The sequence below is a fragment of the Hyphomonas atlantica corrig. genome, assembly GCF_000682715.1.
In the GTDB taxonomy this organism is placed as follows: domain Bacteria; phylum Pseudomonadota; class Alphaproteobacteria; order Caulobacterales; family Hyphomonadaceae; genus Hyphomonas; species Hyphomonas atlantica.
The window spans coordinates 22566-43651 of the sequence record NZ_AWFH01000010.1; the positions used below are offsets into that span (position 1 = coordinate 22566).

Genomic DNA, 21086 nt, shown 5'->3' on the forward strand with positions numbered 1-21086 from the left:
CCACGTTCTCAGGCTAGCCCTCGAAATCATATCGTCACGCTGGCATTCAGCAGAGCTGCCGGATCGCTGGTTCCGCCGACATGGATCGTGTGCGTGCCCGGTTCGATCCGCCAAGTGCCGGTGCTGGTATCATAGTATTTCAACTGTTCCAGCGGCACGTGGAAACGGATTGTCTTTCGTGCCCCGAGGGCAAGGGTAGTACGTTCAAAGCCGCGCAACAATTTGTTCGGGCGATACACCAGATCCCCCGGGAAGCCGATGTAGAGCTGAGAAATTTCTGTTCCGGCGGTGTCGCCCGTGTTGACCAACGTGACTTCGGCATCGATCCCTTCCGCCGTAGTGCGAGCCTTCAGGGCGCGGTAGCTGAACTGTGTGTACGACAGGCCATGGCCGAACCAGAACATCGGCTCGGTTTCCGTGCTCTCAAGAAGCGTATATCCGTGGAGTGGGCCGTATTCGATCTCATCAGCATCTGGATCAAAGAACGGGTAATCGGCTTCTGAATACGCAACCGAGAAGGGCAGCTTTCCGGAGGGATTTACTTCGCCATAGAGGAGGTTTGCCAGGGCAGTGCCGCCTTCCATACCCGCATAGAAAGTTTGCAAGATGGCTCCCGCCTTATCGGCCCAATCACAAATGATTGCCGATCCGCAAACAAGCACGACGATTGTGTTCGGGTTATTCTCGGTGACCGTGTCAACAAGCGCTTGCTGATGGTCGGGCAGGCGTAGTTTGCGCCGGTCTCCACCGCGATCCTTACCGCTCCCGAGAGGTCCGGCGTTTTCGGCGGACTTTTCTTCAGATGTCTCGGATTGCGTGCTTAGATTTCCTGGAATGTACTCGCCTTCGTCATCTGCGGTGGTGCCGACAATGACGATTGCGATCTCGGCATCCCGCGCTGCGGCGGCAGCTTGTTCGAGATCGGTTTCGTCGCCAGCCAAAGTCAGGTTGCGTCCGACATATGTGGAAAGACCTTGAAGGGGCGTAACCACATGAGGCGGCCTGACCGTGGAGGAACCGTGATCCCCCGTATTGGCGATTGTCGCCAAGCTACCGAAAACCGAGACGTTGCTGGATTTCCTGAGAGGCAGGACGCCATTATTGGTCAGAAGCACAGCGGATTTTTCAGCTGCTTCTCGCGCGAGCGCTACATGCTCCTCATTTGCCACCATATCAATCGTGTAGGCTTCAAATGGATCTTCAGCCGCTAGAAGTTTGTAGGCAGTGGTCAGGATTCGCCGACAGGCCGTGTCGATTACACTCGGTGCGACCGCGCCTTTCTTGACAGACTTGATGAGGTTTTGCCCGAAATAGATCGGCTCCGGGTTTTCTACGTCGAGCCCCGCAGCCGCTCCATAAGGTTTGTACACGCCGAAAATCCAGTCTGAGTGGACGAAGCCTTCAAAACCCCATTCACCGCGCAGGATGTTTGTGAGCAGGTCGTGATTCTGGCCGCAATACTCACCATTCATCTTGTTGTACGCACTCATCACAGTTGCGCAGCCGGAGTCGAGTACGCGTTTGAAATGCGGCAAGTAGACTTCGCGCAACGTCCGGTCATCGACCTTTACATCGACCTTGAAACGAGAATTCTCGATTGAATTTACAGCGAAATGTTTGACCGTTGCGGCGACATTGTGGGTCTGGATGCCTGTGGACAATGCTGCCCCCATCTCACCGAGATGATAAGGGTCTTCCCCATAGGTTTCCTGCGCGCGGCCCCATCCTGGATGGCGCAGCAGATTGATGCACACCGCGCCGGAAAGATTGCAATCCTGGGCGCGGATTTCCTTGCCCATTGCCTCGCCAATGCGTTGTTCCAGGTTGCAGTCCCAACTTGCGCCGCGGGCCATCGTTGTGGGGAAACACGTTGAATTGCCGCGGGCTACGCCGCGAGGGCCATCTGTGAAGTAAAAGGCTGGTGCGCCCAACCGTTCGCATCCGCCACCTGCCTGGTAAGGTTCTGCGCCCCAGCGATTATTGGTCCGTTGCATGGACTCCATGAATCCCCGTCCAGACATCATGGCGACTTTTTCTTCGAGGGTTGCGTCCTTGATGACGCCTTCAACCATCTCCCGAATTTCAGCCTCGCTGAGGCCTTTCCGGGGGGCGTAGTTTGGGGGGGTGTCGCTCAAGGGAAGCTCCTTGATGTTTGTGGGAGGACGTAACTGGAGATGGGGTGTCGGAAAAAAGGGAGTTTGCATCCGGTATGGACGCAAACTCCGTCAAGTTTTGGAGATTTGACTGCCTTTCTCCATTTGGGACCGATTAGAACTTTGCTTTCAGGCCGAGATAGATAACGCGACCGAGGGTGGACCCGTTCGCGAAGCCATCTCCATCCGCGAAGAATGGTGGATCTTCGTCGATGAGATTGTCGACATTCAGCGTCAGTTTGAGTTCGTCGACATAGTCCGGCGTCGGCAAATCGTAGCCAGCATAGTAGTTGACAGTCGTGAAGCCATCGACGCTAGCTGTCGGGTTTGCGTCGTATCCGGAGTTATGATTGATGCGGACGGTTGTATCAAAGCGATCAGCATGCCAGCCGAACGTGGCAACGGCTTTCAGCCGACTGACGCCAAATTCCAGTCCATCAGAGGCGGACGCGCCTTCGAAGGGAGTAACATCGCGATTGAGCGCATAGGTTCCGCCGAGGCTGGAATAGAAGGCGCCCATGTCGGTCGGGTGCAAGTAGCTGACTTCGAAATCAAGGCCATCAGTTTCGACTGAACCGAGATTGATTCGGCGCGCGTCCAGAACGACGTATGGAGAAGATGTTGCGAATACGGTGGCGATGTTCGGCAGCCCTTCGACCCGAAGGTCGCCTGCACGTGCCAGCACCTGCTCAAGTGTCGGATTGATATCGTACAAGCTATCATAGGCCGGCGTCAGGAAGAATGCTGGCTCAAGAATAGGCGGCACAGCGATCTGGTTCTTGAAGTCCACCTTGTAGTAGGTCAGGCTTGTGCGCCATCCCTCAAATGCGCCGCTTGAAGGGGCCCAGTCGAAACCGATGGTCATCGTGTCAGCTTCCTGAGGCTTTATGTCAGGATTTGACCCAGCGACCACGACCGTGGGACGGAACAGGTCGGTCGGCAGCGAGTCCGGGGCGCGTACCGGGCTAACCGGAATGATTTGATAGCGCAGATCTGCCCCGCCGACAGAGTCGTTTAGCGAAGGCGCATTGAACGATGTGCCGACGGATCCGCGAATGGTCAGATCCTCAATTGGCTTGTAGTTGAAACCGACTTGCGGATTTGTCGTGTCACCCGCATCACTGTAGGAGTCGTGACGGGCTGCCAAGGACACCTCAAGGCTACCGGTGCCGGAGTCTTCAGACAGGATCGGAACCAGAACTTCTCCGAAGAAGGAGGTGATCTCGCGAGAAGGGTTTGCTTCATAGCGCGTTGGATCACTGCGTGTTCCTTCCAGGATTGCGGCGTCCAGAGATTCCTCGGTATATTCCGCGCCCACTGCCAGCTTGACGGTTCCGGCCGGCAATTCGAACGCATCGCCGTCCAATACGGACCGGATCTGGAACAATTCCTGTTCTGAAACGCCGCCCGTTGTGTAGTCACGCAAAGCTGCGAGAACTGCCGGATTTGTTTGGCTGAGATCATAGGGGTTCAGCGCAGTTAGTGGGTTTGAGGAAGCCAGCGCTGCGGCTTGAAGCGCCGGGTTGATCTTGGGTTCGAGGATCTCATTGTCGCTCTTACCGTAATTCAGTGACGAGGTTAGATTCCAGGAATTATTGATCTTCCAGGAAAGTTTGGGCGTAATCCCCCATGCACTCAGGTTTGTCGTGAATTCTTCCGTATTAGTCCCAAAGACTTCGTCATAACTGAAGCTAACCTGGTGGGCGGGCTCTCCTACAATGGTCTGGAAAAACGGGTTGGCTGCGGTAATCAGGCCGCTGCCGCTGAGGCCTGTTCCCAGAAGCAGTCCTCCACCTTGGTTGGTGACTTCGCGGTCTGAGTAATAAGCCGTAACGTCGAATACGAGAGACTCACCAAATGACTGGGTGAGGTTGGCGAAAGCACGTGTGTTTTCCTGTTCGGGATACAGGGTCGTGAAGTCAGTCTCAGCGCAACGGTTCTCGCCCGGCAGGCGGTTTGGCAGAAAGAAATTGATGTCGCCAAGCGTAATATGTCCGGGCGAACAATTCAAAACACGGAAGTCATCGCCACCGCGAGACGTATGGTCCTGCTGAACATAGTCGCGATCTCGACCGTATACTTCATCATTATTCGTATGGTTGAGCGTGATGTACGCATCACCTGACTCCCATACCTTACCGAGTGAGAGAGAGGCGTCAGAGGATTTGTACTTGTCGCCGAAACCGTGCCGGTAGCTGGCTTCAATACCGTCAATCTCGTTTCGTGTGATGAAGTTGATCACGCCGCCGACAGCGTCAGAACCATAGGTGGCCGACCCACCATTCGCGACAACTTCCAGGCGGCCCAGAACTTCTGGTGCAATCGTTGTGACATCTGGCGCAGATTGTAGCGCGCCTGAGCCGACCAGCCGGTGGCCATTGAGAAGCGTCAGTGTAGTGTCTGACCCGGCGTTTCCAAGATTTCGGATGTTGGGTCGCGGGAATGGTACGCCGACATTGCCTAGTGCGGTTGGCAGCGTATTGAAGGTGTTCGTCACCTGCGGAACGCGGGCCAGCAGGTCGATGGAAGATGCCGGTGCGATCTCGGCAATGGCTTCCTGATCTATGCTGAGCACGTTTGCACCAACTGGGCTGACGCCGCGAAGCAATGTGCCAGTAGAAACCGTAACCGTGACGGTATCGAGTTCTCGAGAGTCCTCATCAGTGACCGCAGGTGGCATATCGGTGGCGTCCTGTGCCATTGCGATAGGCGCGACGAATCCCGTGCTCGCCAGAGCGACAGACGAAAGTAACAGCTTGCGCTGGATGTTTCCCATAATTTTCCTCCCTTCGCACAACGTGTGCGGGGCCGTTGGCCCATCTTTTCTAATCCGCTGTCCGACGTTGCGTTCAGCAGCTGATTTCGTGAGGGGACGATGCTCCGAAACCTAAAAACATGTCAAGTGCAATCTTTTTGGCTTGGGCGAGTTTTTAAGTAATGCGTGGCAGGTGTGGCAGAGATGTGGAGGGTGGCCCCAGGCTGGAGCGCGATTCCGCTCCAGCCTGGTTTCGTGGTCAGGAGTTGCAATGATCAGCCTGGTAGGCTTCCCAAGGCTCCATTTCACCGCCAACGATGTTCATGATTTCCAGTGCCATATCAGCGGTTTTGCATCGCACACTCTGCTTGCGAAAGCGCTTGTCATCCTGGAAGGCTTCGAACAATTCCTCGGCTGATGGAATATCGTGGATCATTCGGACGCCGCCATCCTCCTCTGTGTCAAGGATCATCAGTCGGTCCGTGTCATCACCTCGTTTCCAGGCGGACCATTCTGGTAATGTGCCGGAGCGACCTTTGCCGGGGGCGCCTTCATAGGCGAAATTGGCCCAGTACTCCATCATTTTTCCGGATAGCGATTCGCGGCCAGCCCTGTTTTTCTTGTTGAAAAACACGCCCATCGGGTCTCCGACCTTGTCATCAAAACCGCCAATAACGAATGGGATCTCGAGTGAATGAGAAGCACCAACCAGGAAGCTCACATCCGTTGTGAACGCTTTGCCTTGCTCGTCCCAATCAAACCGGTACGTGTAGACAGGCGATGACCGATGACGTGTCCAGTAATCAGCCACTTCTTCGACCCCATGATAAGACCAGAGGGCATTCGGATAGTATCCGTATGCGGTGTAGGCTTTCTTGTTTTTTGGCCAGAATGCGATGTTGAAGAAATTGCCGACCATTTCCTTGTCGACGAACGCTATGCCTTTGAATTCATCCTTCGTGGTGCCGACCATCAGGGGCACATCCCGCATTTCGGAGCCGTTGATGAGGGCATTGCGAATGCCTTCTTCTGGCAAGGCAACGCCGTCGTGGGAAATATCGACCGGATTGATCAACCCAGCTGCGTCTACCGCGATGGGGAGCTTCTTGTAGGCGTCAAAGATCTCAGCGGGCGACATTGCCCGAAGGCGCGTGGCCAACTCCTCAGGACTCATGGAGTCCTGGGGGGGGAGACTGCCCATATCGACCAAGTGAGCGACAAATTCTTGTGACGCAGCGCCCCGCCGACGCGCTTCGTTGGCGGGGCCATCAACAGCATCCTGATAGGACGTACTGCGAAACCCGCCGCTCTGGACGATCGCCTTATGGAACAGGTCTTCGGTAAGTGGCGAAGAAATCAATGCGGCGACGTTAAACGCGCCGGCCGATTGGCCGAATACGGTTACGTTGTTCGGATCTCCACCAAACGCGCCGATGTTCTTCTGTATCCATTCGAGGGCGGCAATCTGGTCCAGCGTGCCAAAATTCATGGAACGGTCGAGATCTGTTTCGGCCGTCGACACGATCGAAGGATGCCCGAACCACCCCATCATGGCGAGGCGGTAATTGATGCCCACAACGACAACATCTTGTGATTGAGCCAAGCGACCCATTTCGTATTGTCCGGCATAGCCCCAGACATTGGCGCCGCCGTGGATCCAGACCATGACCGGCTTGGGCTCACTGTCCGAATTCGATGGGGCCCAAACGTTCAGATACAAGCAGTCTTCTTTTCCCGCGAGCTCGCCTTCTTCGCGATCGGGCTCAAAACTGCTGGTCAGCTGAGCGCAGCGGTTGAAGGGAAAGGTGGCTTCGAGTGGCGTGTCCCATGCCTCGACCGGGCGAGGCGCACGCCACCTGAGGTCTCCGACCGGCGGAGCCGCAAAAGGAATTCCGTACCATGCAAAGGCATCATCCCGACCGCGCGTGCCTATAACTTCGCCGTCAGCCAATGTGACGCGCGTCGCTTCGTCCAGTTCGTAGGTCAAAGCAGGGGCCTCGGAATTGGTCTTGTCGCCACAAGCCCCAAGGGCCAGGCCCGCAATGAGGGCGATAGATAATGTTCGAATGCGTTTCATATTCTCCCCAGAGATTGTCTGTTTCTGATCTGCGGGGAGGATACACTCAAAACATTTCAATGGAAATGTTTTTATCGAAAAACAGTACGCTTATCTGCGCTTCCAATTCTTGAAACTAGCTTCCGTTGCGCACCAGCACAGCCATGACAGCATCGATGTGCTGCTCAATTGCTGGGTTCTTTTGCAGGTCGAGTTTGTGGAGAAGCTTGATTTCCTTGGAGAGGACAAAGGGCATCTGACACATTGAAACGATAATGTAGAACATCGAAACCGGTGGCAGATCGGGCAGCAGTCCTGATTTGATCTGTTTCTGCGTTTCCTTCATCAGGATCTTGTGGGCAGGCTTGATGAAGTTTTCTGCCATCCACTCGAGCCGCGGGCCGCCGCGCACGGATTCTGAAATCATGATGCGTGCATGGTCAGGGTTGTTTGCCGAATAGCGGATGTAGCGCGACAGGAACTCCCGCATGCTTTTGACGGGATCTTTTATGTTCAAAAGCTCCGTGCCGTCCTCACCATAGACGTGCATGCGTAGCTGGTGGAACATCGTCTCGATGGTTTTCTTCCAGAGCTCTTCTTTCGTGCCAAAATGATAGCGGATCGCGCCATGCGTCGCGCCAGCCTCGTCCGCAATGTCGCGCGTGTTGGCCCCGTCATATCCGCGTTCGGCGAAGGTTTTCATCGCGACTTCAATGATTCGGGCGCGCGTCTCGATGGCTCGTGCTTGCACGGGTTGCTGGGGTGTTTTCGTGGCCGTTTTCGAATTTGTCATGCAAATTCCTTACACTGGCTTTGGGCTGGGGACCATATGGCAATCTTCATGAGTCGTCTGCCGGCTCTGTTTCAAAGCGAACGGTGCGGGTGAGTGCGTCTTCGCAATTCGCGCCGATATGTGCCGTATGACCAACAGGTTCGACTTGCCAGGACCGTGAGGTCTCGTCGTAATAGGCCAGGTCCTGATGGGTCACGGAAAAGGCGACTGTTTTTGTTTCGCCCGGGCGAAGGAATAGTTTTTCAAAACCTCGAAGCAGTTTGACGGGGCGGTCGATCAGGCTCTCGCCAAAGCCGATGTAGAATTGCACGGTTTCGGTGCCGGGTTTGTCGCCCGTGTTTGTAACATCGATCTCGAATGTTGGCAGTTTGTCGCCCTTTGTCGCTCTGATGTCGCCATATGTGAATTCAGTGTAGCCAAGGCCGAAGCCGAACGGGAAGGCCGCACGCTGCCCCGATTTTTCCAGCAGCGTGTAACCGTGGTAGAGACCGTATTTGATGTCGTCTGCTTCGGCATCGAAGAATGGCAAATGGTCCGCATCGGTCGGAATTGTGAATGGCAGGCGTCCTTCCGGATTGATGTCGCCAAAAATGGCCGAGGCAAAGGCGTTGCCGCCTTCCATGCCGGGGTACCATGTCATCATGATTGCCGCAGGTTTGTTGCGCCAGGATTCCATGATGACCGCGCTGCCGGACATTACGCCAACCAGCAGACGGTCATTCGCATCCGACAGTTCAGCGATCATGTCTTCGTCGGATTTCAGCAGATTGAGGAACGATCGATCACCGCCGCGCGATGGCATTTGTTTGTCCGGGTCCAGACCTTCCAGGGCTTCATTTCCGGGGATAAACTCTCCTTCATCCTCCCAGGTATAGCCAACAATGGCGATCACCACGTCAGCAGCCTTTGCGCATTCGATCATGCGTGCAGGGTCAGATCCGTCGTCAAATACAATCTGCGTGTCTGGTCCGGCGGCAGATTTCAGGCCATCAAGGATCGTAACCGCATAGGGCGGGTTCACGCTGGATGAACCTCGATCACCGAGATTCACTTCGGCGGCAAGTTTGCCGATCACAGCGATTGTTTGCGGCTTGTCGCGATCAAGCGGGAGCAGACCGTCATTTTTCAGGAGGACGAAACTTTTCCCGGCGACTTCCCGCGACAACTGGATATGGGCTTCGCAGGCAAGGTCTTCTTCGGAATAGGTTCTGGGATCGTCGGCCCGCGCGAATGTGAACTGGGTGCGCAGAATGCGCGTCACCGCTTCGTCGACATGTGCCTCATCCACTTCCCCACGTTCGACAGCGCCTTCGAGGTTGCTGCCATAGAAAATTCCTTCGGGCATCTCGACATCCAGACCAGCCGTAACTGCGTCGGCGCCGTAACATCCTTTCACCCAGTCAGAGTGGACGAACCCTCTGAAGCCCCATTGCTCTTTCAGAATATTCCGCAGCAACGGAACGCTGTGGGCGCAATAGTCGCCATTGATCTTGTTATAGGCGCTCATGACGGACGCGCAGCCTGACATCAGCACACGTTTGAAATGCGGCAGGTAGACTTCATGCAATGCGCGGTCGGTGACGCGCACATCAACCTTGAAACGCGAGTTTTCGATGCTGTTGACTGCAAAGTGTTTTGCGGTGGCGATGATGTTGTGAGTCTGAAGTCCCTCTGTGAGCGCTGCGCCCATTTCACCGAGGTGCACGGGGTCTTCGCCATAGGTTTCCTGTGCGCGGCCCCAAGCCGGATGGCGCAGCAAGTTGATGCAGACGGCACCGGATATTGAGGCGCCAAGCGCGCGCGCTTCAATCGCGATGGCTTCACCCACGCGGCGTTCAATGTCGCGATCCCAGGTCGCTCCGCGCGCCATGGTGACTGGAAAGCAGGTGGTATTCCGCTTGTGTCGCGCGCCTCTCGGCCCATCGCAGAAGTATAGCGACGGAATATCGTGACGTTCGTTGCCGCTGCCCGCAGGATAGGCGCGTTGACCGAACTGTCGATTTTCCTCGCCAAAGAACTTCTCGAAGAAGCCGTGTCCTGACAGCATCTTCACCTTCTCGGTCAGAGACAAGTCATCGACGATGGATTTGACTTCCTGCTCAAGAGCCGGGTCCAGAGGGGCCGTGTTGAAGTCTTTGTGTGCATTGACCATAGGGCGTGCGGGGTCCTTTTACTGAGAGTCGGAATGGCTTTCGCGCAGCTCGATGTCACGGACGATCTCTCGGTGTCGCGCCTGGTCGAGCTTGTAGTTGAGGATCAGGACGAGACAGGTGATCGCCGCCATGAAAGGGATGACAGAAATCATGAGTTTCAGGCCCATCAGCGCCTGTGGCGTCTGCTCCTGATTGGCGACATATCCGAAAGCATCGAGCAGGAAGCCGCTGAACAGGGTGGCAACGCCAAGCGACAGTTTCTGTGCAAATGCGATTGCGCCGAAAACAAGCGATTCAGACCGAACGCCGGTTTTCCATTCGCCATATTCAACCGTGTCAGGAAGCGTGGACCAGACACTGACATAACTTGCCGATGATCCGATCGCCCCGAAGATTAGGATCAGCGTAACGACAAGAGCCGTCTCCACAGGATTAAAGAAAAGTAGCGCCGTCGTGATGGCTGAAATGGAGGCGCCACACGCCCAGACGGCCCGTTTGCCTATCCGCCGGGAAAGAAAGCCCCAGATCGGTACGCAGAACATTACCATCAAAGTGATGCTGAACATCACCACGCCGAACAGGTGTTCGGCATTCAGATTGTATTTCAGGTAATACAACATCGCCTTGCCAGCGATGGTGGAGCCGATACCCCCGATCACTGTCGTGGCGAAGACGATCCAGAACGCAGAGTTCTGTCGCATCATGCGGGCTTGGTCTCGCAGGGCTGCGGATGGCTCGTTCTGGTCAATATCAGGCTCGCGCGTGAAGACGGCACATGCCAGGACGGCGGCGGCGCCGAGCGCGGCGTACACCATTGCCAGGCGTTCAAAACCAAGCTTGAGGTCCCCGCCGCCGAGCACCGCAGCGCCGTCTCGTGTGAATGCAGCGATCAGGATGCCGGCGGTGGTGGCGAATACCATTCTGTAGACTGCCAGCGCGCTTCGCTCGTTCGGGTCCTTCGTCATGCGAGCCGACAAGGATCCATAAGGAACACTGACAACTGTGTAGAAAGTTCGGAAAATGATCTGCGTGGCAAAGGCGTAAAGCGCCAACGCACCCAGTTCGAGATTGCCGGTCCTGAACATGAACATGAAGGACAAGCCGAGCGGAATTGCGCCAAGGAAAAGGTAGGGGCGGAAGCGGCCAAGCCTTGTGCGGGTGCGGTCCGCGAGCAGACCGACGAGTGGGTCTGTCACCGCATCCCAGAGCATCGCTCCGAAGATCACGAGCCCGGCCATGAAGTTCGGCAGGCCCGCGACATCAGTATAGAAGAACATGGCGAAAAGATTCGTCATGTTCCAGAAAATATTGATGCCGAAATCGCCGAGGCCAAACCCGGCTCTGCGTCCGAAGCCGATTTGGGTGGCAGGCGAGACCGATAGGCCCTGAGACGCAATAGAGTTCATAAAGTGCCAATGTCGGCGCAAGCGGCCGACATCCTCCCGTAAATATTTTTGCCAAGCCTGTTGCCGACCGGTTCAAACAGAAATAATTTCAATTGGAGAAAATTACAATTGCCATTTGTGATCTGTTGCGCGAGCTTAGCGATCAGATAAAAAGATTACAAGTGGAGAAAAAGTGGAGGAAGCTTTGGATTTGTCGCTTGCGAAGCGGGGTGCCAAGCCTGCGGACCAATCTGATCGTCGTGATGGCGGCGCACTTTCCCGCTTGTGGAAGCAGATTGTCTATACGGCAAAGCTCCGACAGATCGATCAGGACACCAAAGCTTTCACGCCGCTTGGGTCGGTGCTGATCCCGGACGTTCTTGAAGGCACGGTTGATCGCTTCGCGGACAACACCGCTTTTATCTTTGAAGGCGCGCGCTCCACCTATGCCGATCTTGAGGCGCGGGCGAACAGGATAGCGGCCTGGGGGCAGAATATAGGGCTGAAGCCCGGAGACACGGTCGCCCTGTTCATGGACAACCGACCGGACTATGTCGCGGTGTGGTTCGGCCTGTCGAAGATTGGTGTGATAACGGCGCTGATCAATTCGCATCTGTCTGGCACCGGCCTGACGCATTGTCTTAATGTGGCTGAAGCCAAGGCAATCATTACCTGTCAGGAGCTGGACGCCCGTGTGCGGGACATTCGCGCCGATCTGGTAGACAGCACTGTGCCTGTCGAAATTCTTGATCCGGGCAGCACGTTCTCCAACTGGCTCGAAACTCTTTCCTCGGATCGCCCTGACCGATCTCAAAGGGATGCCTTGCGGGGCAAGGATGTCGCGCTTCTAATCTACACGTCCGGCACCACTGGCCTGCCCAAGGCGGCGAAGATGACCCATGCGCGATGCCTGATCATGATGCGCAGTTTCGCGACCCCGTGCCAGGTCGGGCCTGATGATGTGATCTACGAGACGCTCCCGCTCTATCACGGGACAACCGGCGTCTGCGGTGTGGGCATTGCGTTGACCACGGGGGCCGCAATCCTCTTGCGTCGCAAATTCTCGGCCAGCGCCTTCTGGAACGAAGCCCGCGAGTATGGCGCGACCATGTTCATCTATGTTGGAGAGCTTGGGCGGTTCCTGATGAACCAGCCACCCAGCGATGCGGAGCGGACGCACAAGATGACCCGTGGCCTCGGGAATGGCATGCGGCCTGATGTTTGGCGGCAATTTGTAAACCGAACGGGCATCAAGCAATTGTTCGAATTCTACGGATCAACAGAAGGTAATATCTCTCTCATCAATCTGGATGGAACGATTGGGTCGGTGGGCTGTGTGCCTCCCATCATCCGTAAGCAGATGTTGATAAGGGTCGTGAAGACCGACCCAGTTACAGGTGAGATCCTTCGAACGCCTGATGGCCTCTGCATGGAGGCAGATATAGACGAGCCCGGCGAGGCCATTGGTGCAATCAAGCAGACGGAAACCCGCAACAGTTTTGAGGGGTATAGCGACAAATCCGCGACTGAGAAGAAGATCCTGCGCAATGTATTTGAAGCAAATGATGCCTGGTTCCGTTCGGGTGACCTGATGCGCCGGGACAGGATGGGACGTTTCTATTTTGTGGACCGGGTTGGCGATACTTTCCGCTGGAAGTCGGAAAATGTATCGACCACAGAGGTCGCGGAAGTGATGTCCCATGTTCCGGGGGTGACCATTGCCAATGTGTTCGGCGTGCCCGTCCCAGGGTTTGACGGCAAAGCGGGAATGGCGGCTGTGTCGGTCGATGAGACGTTCTCAGTGGCATCTGTATACGAAGAGATTGCAAAGCATTTGCCGTCATATGCACGGCCCGTCTTTCTGCGTATCGTCGACGGCCACGACACAACGGGGACGTTGAAGCTGTCCAAAGTGGATTTGGTCAAGCAGGGCATTGACCGGCTTGCGAACGTGGATGGCGTTTTCATTCTGGACGAACGGGAAAAGAGCTACAGGCCGTACACCATCTCGGACCGGGATGCGCTGGCCGAGGGTGCGCTGCGCCTTTGACGGCGTGGCATACCTGCTGAACAATCATAGCTGGCCGGAGCAACTGCCAGCCGACAAAACACGAGGGAAGAAACATGGGCCGGATATTGAAGTGGCTGGGAATCGGCATCGGGGCGCTTGTCGTGCTTGCACTGCTCGCGGTGGCGATTGGCTGGTTCTGGCTGAATGGCAAGATCAAATCCCATATGACGCTTCCGGATAATAATCCCGAGGTGAGCAGTTTGCTGGAGTATCGGGAGCAGGTCGGCGCACCAAAAAGCGCGATCAATCTCAGCTATGAACTGGACCTGACCCAACCGGGAGCCCTGACCCATCCGCCGGAGGAGCGCCGGCCGTGGACCCGGTGGTGGTGGCCCGGTGGAGATGTTTCGGCCGAGACGGCATGCGCGCAGCTAACAGCCTTTGATGCCAAAGGGTTTGGCGGCGTCGAGATTCAGGCGTTCGCAGCGGGACTCGATATTGATTCAGACGAAATCCAGGCAAGTATTCGATCGTTCGGATCAGATGAATTCAACGCCGAACTCTCCGAGGTCATGGCGTGTGCATCAGACCTGAACTTCGATTTGTACCTGAACCATCTGAGCGGTTGGCCGGCAGGTGGTCCACAGGTGCCGGTTGATGAAGGACTTCGGGAATTGCGTTTCTCCGAGAAGACGGTTTCCGGTGGTCGAGAGGTCAGTTTTGATCTGCCAGCACCGAAAGCGGGCTTTGGGGACCATCTGATGGCCTATGGCGAGATGGCGTTCAGCCATGCGTCGCCCGGGGCAGACCTGAACAATTTTGTGCCCGAGCTGGGCCAGCTGGTAAGCGTCGTCGCGGCCAAAAAGATTGGCGGAAAGCGAGACGGAAGTCCGATGGTTGCAACCGACACTGTAGAGCTGGACGGTGCGTCAGCTATTGTCCTGACAGACCGCGTTGTGGATGGTCGGCTGTCCTGGGATGCGCCTGAAGGCGAATGGGTCATTGTTTCGGCGTGGAGCCAGCCCTCCGGGTCTGCACCGGTTCTTGTGGCCGGGGATTCTTCCGGCTTCGTTGTGGACCATCTGGATACAGAAATCCTGAGCGGGCACTACGCCTACGCGTTTGGGGAGCGCACAGGTTTGAGCGCGCATTATGGCGACGGGTTCACCGGTTTCTTCAATGACAGTATCGAATTTATGGCAGACCGCCTGGGCACGCCTGATATTCTGGAGGAGTTCGAGAGCCGTCGGGGATATGATCTTGCGCCCCTTATTCCTGCTGTCTTCGTCGATGTGCGCGACAATTTCTATGTGCGAGACGTGGCTCGGGTCTACGCGGCACCAAGCTTCAAACTAACAGAAAACGACGAGCGCATTCGCTTCGATTATCAGAAGACAATTTCTGATCTCCTTGTGGATCGCTTCGTTGGGGGGAGCGCGGATTGGGCAGAGGCCCGGGGCTTGCTGTCCAAGGGCCAAAGCTACGGAATGGATTTGGATGCGATTCAGGCACTTGGTCGCAATCACATTCCGGAGATGGAGCAATTGTATGGCGGCGGTTCGGAATTCTCGTTGAAGCTCGCGGGAGCTGCGGGACTGCTCTATGACCGACCAGTTATCGCAAGCGAATCCTTCGTGTGGTCGGAAATGGGCTATGCTGTTTCGCCGGCACGGATCAAGGCGGCCGCAGACAAGCTGTTCCTGTCTGGCGTAAATCAGATTCTCTATCATGGCGTGCCCTATGATTCCGATCGGCCAGAATATGCAGAGGCATTCGGTGAAATGGGCTGGCACCCCTTCCACGGAAGTGGCGGAGAGTTCAATTATTCCGGAAACTATGGGCCAGAATCCTCAATCTGGAATACGTTGGAAGAGATCAACACCTATCTGGTCCGTTCACAGAACCTTCTACAGGCAGGTAAGCCAGATGCTGACGTCCTGATCTATTATCCATTCCTCGGATTCCCGAGTGAGCTGTCCATCAGCGAGCAAGCAAAGGATCTGTTCCTCTTCATGGGCGCTATGCCCGACGAAGTCGACCGCGCTGATAAAGAGGCAGGTGGCAGCATTCCCTTCGTCAAGCTGCCTGAGATCGAGAAACTGGAAAGCACGCTTTGGCTCGAACGCCTCATGCCGATCGTGAAAGAACTGGATGAGCGTGGCATTACATGGACCTGGATAAATGATGACGCACTCACGCATCGTCTCGATACGCTCAATACGGACCAGAAAATCCTGTTGTTTGATACGCCGTGGATCGAGCTGGAATCGGCCCAGGCGCTTTCGGCCATATCGGATCGCGTCGCTATCATGGGGCGCACACCAACCCGTCAGCCAGGTTATTTGGATCATCAGGTGAGAGATGCCCAAATCGCCGACATAATGCGCGTGCTGGAAGCCAACCGTACATTGTCGGATGCGGGCGCGTTGCAAGCCTGGGCGAAAGGAAACTTCGTCTTTGCCGGGGCCAGTACTGTACGCCGGGTTACCCGTGTTCAGTCGGATGATAGCGCAATTCACTTCCTCTCAAACCAGAGTGCGACGGCGACCCGCGTGACTGTGGACGTGATGCTGGATGAGGGTAGCAGTCTCTATGCATTTGATCCGAAATCGGGTCAGGCATTCAAATTTGAGGAAGCCAGCCAAGGGCAGGTCGAGCTAGCCTTTCCGGCTCTGGCGTCTCTCTTCCTGATCGAGACGCCCGGCGAACTGCCCGGCGCTGTCGTCTACGAGTCGTTGCCCATTGGCGAAGGCATTTCAGTGACAGAGTGGTCGCTGAAGGCTGGCACCTTTGAGGCCGAGTTGAAGTCTCCACTCGTTGATGCGGCAAGCCTTGAAGGATTTCGTGACGAAGGGACCGGGCTCGTCTATTCAGCCACCACTTCTGTGTCCGAGATCCCGGGTCCGATCTATCTGGTGATGGAGCGCGTCGAAGGTAGCGTGGCGGTTTCGGTGAATGGAAGCGACTTGGGGCGGCTTGTGCTGCCACCATATGAGATCGATATCTCCTCCGCGCTTCACGCAGGCGAGAACCAGATCACGCTGACCGTAACGCCGCCACGGTTCCACGAACTGGTTGCGCGAGCAGAGTCCGGTGAAGAACCGAAAATGGAATTCATGGCAGGGCTTGGCGAGAAGAAGCATCCAAAGATCGGATTGATCGGTGATGTTCGCCTTGTCACTCAATCTGTTCTAAATCCCTGATTTCAAATAAGCTCGGGGGAGGGAGTTTTATGAAAAAACGTCGTATTGCGAAGTACATTCTGATTGGCGTGGCCGTTCTCTTTATTGTGGGCTTCCTGTGGCAGAGGATCAGCCGGATGGAAACTTTCGAGAAGAAAGCGGAAGAGATCAATCCGAACATTACTGCCCTTGTGGAACCAGCTGTCATGCCGGCCCACGTATCTGCGCCTATACGCGTCAGAATTGCCTTTCCGGATGGTCTCAAGCGCGGTTCGAATATCAGTACGCAGCTGCCCAACGCTGCGCTGACCTATGACCTCAGTTACTCGCTTACCAAAACCTTGCAGAAGCCAGCTTCCATTGTAGACGTGATCGGCGTCGCGATCGGCTACATTTTTACGGGACGGGCTGACACGCGGGAGATCATGCTCTGGGACACGGTCACCGTTACGTCGCCCGATGCACCGAAGGCGAAATTCAGTCTTCGCATCCGCAGGCTGCAGTTTGACGATGTGGGAAAGGCGGCGGCAGAGCGTCACGGCCAGCGGGTCACGGCTGTGCTGAAGGGCGCGGATATTCCGCCCGGCGGCGAAGTCGTCATGACCTACTCCACTACCACACCCTGGGTCGCCAGTGGGGCATTTCCGGTGCGCGTGGATGTGAACAAGGTTCGCATGGCACAGGACCCGACTTTTGTCGTAGAGGCAGGATCGACAGCGTCCCGGCAAGTTATCGTGCCGTCATCTGTACGGCCGGGTGAGCCGTTCAAGGTAGAGATCATTTCACGCGACAAGTATGACAATCTGTCCGCCAGCGAAGACAGCGTGAATCTATCGCTGGACGGAGAGGTCCTTGATGAGATGATCCTGTATACGGGACGCGTTGAACGCGTCGTCACGCTGGACGGGCCCGGCATCTATCGGTTCGATGTCAGTGGCACCTTGTCCAATCCCGTTCGGATTACGGACACGCCGAACGGGCCGTGGTGGGGAGATTTGCACTCCCACAATGCCTGGAGCGCGGACGCGCTGAGTTCGGTTGCAGATCCTGATCATTATACATATGCGCGAGATGTCTCCGCGCTCGACTATGCGGCGCTAACCAATCATGTGTTTGGATTGGAAGCGGGATACTGGCAGAAGACCCAGGATTGGTGTGAGTCATACAACTCGCCCGGTGAGTTCGTAACGATCCTCGGGTTCGAAGGCGGTATCGGCTATCATCTGGATGGCTATTTCCCGACCTGCTCCGGACCTGCCATTGAAAGCCAACGGTATGGCGCGGGCAGGGGGATGAACGAAGACAAATTGACTGCGCTCGAAGAGGATATTGATCGAGAGCAGATGATTGTCGCGACGCATCACACAGGCATCGGCTGGGGCGGCGCGAACTTTGACGGCTCACACCGTTTCCCGCGACAGATGCGTCACATCGAGATATTCAGCGCCCACGGCCAGAGCGAGATGTACGACCCATCCGACCCGCTATCCTATGAGAATGCGGGAAGTACGCCTGGCTTCTCCCTGTCGAAACGCGGGGCGCATTATGTGCGAGACGCCTGGGCGGCGGGGATGAAGCTGTTCACGCTGGCGGCGTCAGACGATCACAACGGACAGCCGGGCAAACGCGCCAACGGACTAACGGCTATCATGGCCCCTGAACTAACCCGTGACGCACTCCTGCAGTCCATGCGGGATGGGGCCATGTATGGCACGACGGGTGAGCGCATCCTGCTCGACTTTTCTGCCAATGGTCAGCCGATGGGCAGTGTTCTCTCAGAAGATGTGACGGAGCTTGATTTCCGGCTGGAAGTTCATGGAACGGCCGGCATCTCGGAGATTGAAGTCTACCGCTACGTGTTCGGCGAAGATGCGGAGTGGGAGCCGGTGTTTCATCGCAGCGGAGATCTGGGGCTGGACTTCGAAGCAGAGTGGACGGCGCCAGCCGTCGGGCACGCGATCTATTATGCCCGCGTAGAACAGGCGGCGCCTATACGCGTGACCATTCCCACGCTTCAGGACAGGCCTGTGCGCGCATGGAGTTCCCCCATCTGGGTCGGTGAGCCGGAGATTGACTGGTGACCGGCTGGCGACGGCGAGTGGTCAGATCTGTTTCGCGAGGCGTATCTTGCGCCCGGCTGAGAGGTGGTTTGCGGCGGAGACGATGGCGTCGGCATCAATCATGAAGTGCCGATAGAGATCGTTGATTGTGCCGGTTTGACCGAAATGCTCCACGCCGAGCGGCGCTGTGCGGTGTCCCATGACCGAGCCGATCCAGGCCAGCGTCGCCGGATGGCCATCCGTCACCGTGATCAGGGTTGCATCGCGTGAGACCGACCCCATCAGTCGTTCAATCTGGCTGGTAGCATCCACATGACCTCTGGCTCTCGCACGCCTTGCGGCGGTCCAGCCCGAATTCAGTCTGTCAGCTGAGGTAATTGCCAATACGCCGATGTCACGCCGGTCATTGCCGATGCGGCCGGCCGCTTCAATTACCTCCGGCGCGACACAGCCCTGATAGGCGATCACGACTTCGCAGTTTGGACCGGGTTCGCGCAGCCAATAGCCACCATCGACAACGCCGCGCTGAAACTCTGCGTCGTCGCGTGCTTTGAGGCCAAGCTGGTCAATGGAGCGGGTGGTCAGCCGAAGATAAACGGAGCCGCCTGTTTCATCGCGGAGCCATGTGCGTTCATCGGGGTCGCCTTCGCCGCTGCGCTGAAGGTAGTCGAATGACCAATCCATGATGATGGACAACTCGTCCAGGAATGCCGGTTCGAATGAGACCAGTCCGTCCTGACTCATGCCGATTAGCTGCGCGCCGATAGACTGGTGCGCGCCACCTTCCGGGGCCAGCGTGACGCCCGATGGCGTTCCGACAATGATGAAGCGGGAATCCTGATAGCAGGCATAATTAAGCGCATCGAGGCCACGCGCCACAAAGGGGTCATACACTGTGCCGATGGGAAGGATACGTTCACCAAATAGGCTGTGTGACAATCCCGCTGCGCCCAGCATCAGGAACAAATTCATTTCGGCAATGCCAAGTTCGATATGCTGGCCCTCGGGGGAGAACTGCCATTTCTGCGTCGAGGGGATTCTCTGTTCCCGGAACGTATCTCCCTTGGACTCGCGTGCGAACAGGCTGCGCCTGTTTACCCACGGGCCAAGATTGGTTGATGCAGTAACGTCAGGCGAGGTGGTGAGGATGCGGTCCGCCAGTTCGCTGTCAGATTTGGCGATTGCGTCCAGAATCTTTCCGAAGCCTGCCTGGGTCGACTGGTTTCGATCGTCAAGGAATACCGGCCCGGAGCTCTCCACTCGTGGGGCTTCAAAGCGGCGGCGCCCCTCTGCGAAGAAGGCGGCAGTGTCCATCAGTGCCTGAAGCGCGTCGGGATCGTCGATGCCTGCCAGTCTCTCCCATTCCTGCCCTTCGGGCACATTCATGCGCTTCTGGAAGTCTGCCATTTGCGGCGGGTTCATCAGGCCGGCATGGTTGTCCTTGTGTCCGGCCAGCGGCGTGCCCCAGCCCTTGATCGTGTAGGCAAGGAAGACTGTAGGCTGATCATCGTTGATACTGTCGAAAGCATCTGTCAGCGTCTGAACGCACTGCCCGCCCAGATTGTTCATGAGCGCGCTTAGCTCTTCATCGCTTCGCTTTTCCAACAAGGCTGTAACATCGCCCTGGTCGCCAATATCGTCCAACAGGCGTTTGCGCCATGCCGCGCCGCCCTGATAGGTGAGGGCAGAGTAGTCAGCATTTGGACAGGACTGGATCCATTCCTTCAGCGCCTCACCACCGGGTTCTTCAAAGGCGGCCCGTTGCAGCACGCCGTGACGCAGCACCACGGTTCGCCAGCCGAACGCCTTGAAGATCGCGTCGATTTTTTCCCAAAGCCCCTCATGGACCACGCCGTCCAGACTCTGGCGATTATAGTCGATCACCCACCATGTATTGCGCAGGCCATGTTTCCAGCCTTCCTGCAGGCATTCATAGACATTGCCTTCGTCGAGTTCGGCATCGCCAACCAGAGCGATCATGCGCCCCAGTTTTCGGTCGCCGGCCCAATCTTTCGCTTCCAGATAGTCCTGCATCAGGGAGGCGAAGGCCGTGATTGCAACGCCAAGCCCGACCGATCCTGTGGAGAAGTCGACGTCATCCACATCCTTGGTGCGGCTGGGATAGGATTGGGCGCCGCCATAGCCGCGAAAGTTTTCGAGTTTTTCGCGCGTCTGGTTTCCCATCATGTATTGCATGGCGTGAAAGACAGGTGATGCGTGGGGCTTCACCGCAACGCGGTCTTCCGGGCGCAATGTGTGGAAGTAGAGCGCGGTCATGATGGACACCATCGACGCGCAGGAAGCCTGATGGCCGCCGACTTTAACGTCTCCGTCTTCCTTTGGGCGAAGATGGTTGGCGTTGTGCACGATCCAGGATGACAGCCAGAGCAGGCGTTGTTCCATGGATTTCAGTGCGTCGAAATTCGTCATGACGATGATCCCGTATTACATCGGCGCGCGTTCGTTCGCCGTTTGAACAGGACTGGTAACACCGCGCAGGGGCGAGATCATCCCCAATGCTCATGGGTGCGCGAAAAT

10 protein-coding genes are annotated in these 21086 nt (G+C 56.4%); 3 read left to right on the top strand and 7 right to left on the bottom strand.

All coding sequences use genetic code 11. The features are described 5' to 3' along the window. Positions 1 to 26: 26 nt before the first annotated feature. The 6 genes from HY36_RS06950 to HY36_RS06975 all read right to left on the bottom strand — a co-directional run bounded on the left by HY36_RS06950 (position 27) and on the right by HY36_RS06975 (position 11316). Positions 27 to 2135: a beta-glucosidase family protein gene (locus tag HY36_RS06950; protein ID WP_162175958.1), complete on the bottom strand. Its 2109-nt coding sequence runs from the start codon at positions 2133 to 2135 to the stop codon at positions 27 to 29. A 133-nt stretch (positions 2136 to 2268) separates the two neighbouring features. Then, entirely contained in the window at positions 2269 to 4929 is a 2661-nt protein-coding gene (locus tag HY36_RS06955) for a TonB-dependent receptor plug domain-containing protein (RefSeq protein ID WP_035550413.1), read from the bottom strand. Between the two features lie 238 nt (positions 4930 to 5167). Then, entirely contained in the window at positions 5168 to 6985 is a 1818-nt protein-coding gene (locus tag HY36_RS06960) for a carboxylesterase/lipase family protein (protein WP_051602585.1), read from the bottom strand. A 115-nt stretch (positions 6986 to 7100) separates the two neighbouring features. Further along, positions 7101 to 7757, bottom strand: a complete 657-nt coding sequence (locus HY36_RS06965; protein ID WP_035550414.1) for a TetR/AcrR family transcriptional regulator — start codon at positions 7755 to 7757, stop codon at positions 7101 to 7103. Between the two features lie 46 nt (positions 7758 to 7803). Beyond that, positions 7804 to 9909, bottom strand: coding sequence for a beta-glucosidase family protein (locus HY36_RS06970; protein ID WP_051602586.1), 2106 nt, complete (start codon positions 9907 to 9909; stop codon positions 7804 to 7806). Positions 9910 to 9927: 18 nt separating this feature from the next. After that, the gene (locus HY36_RS06975; protein WP_035550417.1) at positions 9928 to 11316 is read right to left on the bottom strand and encodes an MFS transporter; all 1389 of its coding nucleotides are present in this window, start codon (positions 11314 to 11316) and stop codon (positions 9928 to 9930) included. Between the two features lie 172 nt (positions 11317 to 11488). Between HY36_RS06975 and HY36_RS06980 the strand changes: the two genes are divergently transcribed. The 3 genes from HY36_RS06980 (at position 11489) to HY36_RS06990 (ending at position 18569) form a co-directional block, all read left to right on the top strand. Beyond that, positions 11489 to 13345: a long-chain-acyl-CoA synthetase gene (locus HY36_RS06980; RefSeq protein WP_162175959.1), complete on the top strand. Its 1857-nt coding sequence runs from the start codon at positions 11489 to 11491 to the stop codon at positions 13343 to 13345. A gap of 74 nt (positions 13346 to 13419) precedes the next feature. After that, a complete protein-coding gene (locus HY36_RS06985; protein ID WP_035550420.1) occupies positions 13420 to 16509 on the top strand; it encodes a glycosyl hydrolase in 3090 nt (1029 codons plus the stop codon). A gap of 29 nt (positions 16510 to 16538) precedes the next feature. Continuing rightward, positions 16539 to 18569, top strand: coding sequence for a hypothetical protein (locus HY36_RS06990; RefSeq protein ID WP_035550422.1), 2031 nt, complete (start codon positions 16539 to 16541; stop codon positions 18567 to 18569). Positions 18570 to 18590: 21 nt separating this feature from the next. Here HY36_RS06990 and HY36_RS06995 read toward each other — a convergent pair whose 3' ends face one another. Continuing rightward, entirely contained in the window at positions 18591 to 20978 is a 2388-nt protein-coding gene (locus HY36_RS06995; protein WP_051602588.1) for a transketolase, read from the bottom strand. Positions 20979 to 21086 lie beyond the last annotated feature (108 nt).

Bases quoted from the DNA above. Each gene is read 5' to 3' on its own strand.
- HY36_RS06990 (WP_035550422.1), top strand. From the start codon at position 16,539: ATGAAAAAACGTCGTATTGCGAAGTACATTCTGATTGGCGTGGCCGTT.
- HY36_RS06970 (WP_051602586.1), bottom strand. From the start codon at position 9,909: ATGGTCAATGCACACAAAGACTTCAACACGGCCCCTCTGGACCCGGCT.
- HY36_RS06965 (WP_035550414.1), bottom strand. From the start codon at position 7,757: ATGACAAATTCGAAAACGGCCACGAAAACACCCCAGCAACCCGTGCAA.
- HY36_RS06985 (WP_035550420.1), top strand. From the start codon at position 13,420: ATGGGCCGGATATTGAAGTGGCTGGGAATCGGCATCGGGGCGCTTGTC.
- HY36_RS06975 (WP_035550417.1), bottom strand. From the start codon at position 11,316: ATGAACTCTATTGCGTCTCAGGGCCTATCGGTCTCGCCTGCCACCCAA.
- HY36_RS06995 (WP_051602588.1), bottom strand. From the start codon at position 20,978: ATGACGAATTTCGACGCACTGAAATCCATGGAACAACGCCTGCTCTGG.
- HY36_RS06955 (WP_035550413.1), bottom strand. From the start codon at position 4,929: ATGGGAAACATCCAGCGCAAGCTGTTACTTTCGTCTGTCGCTCTGGCG.
- HY36_RS06960 (WP_051602585.1), bottom strand. From the start codon at position 6,985: ATGAAACGCATTCGAACATTATCTATCGCCCTCATTGCGGGCCTGGCC.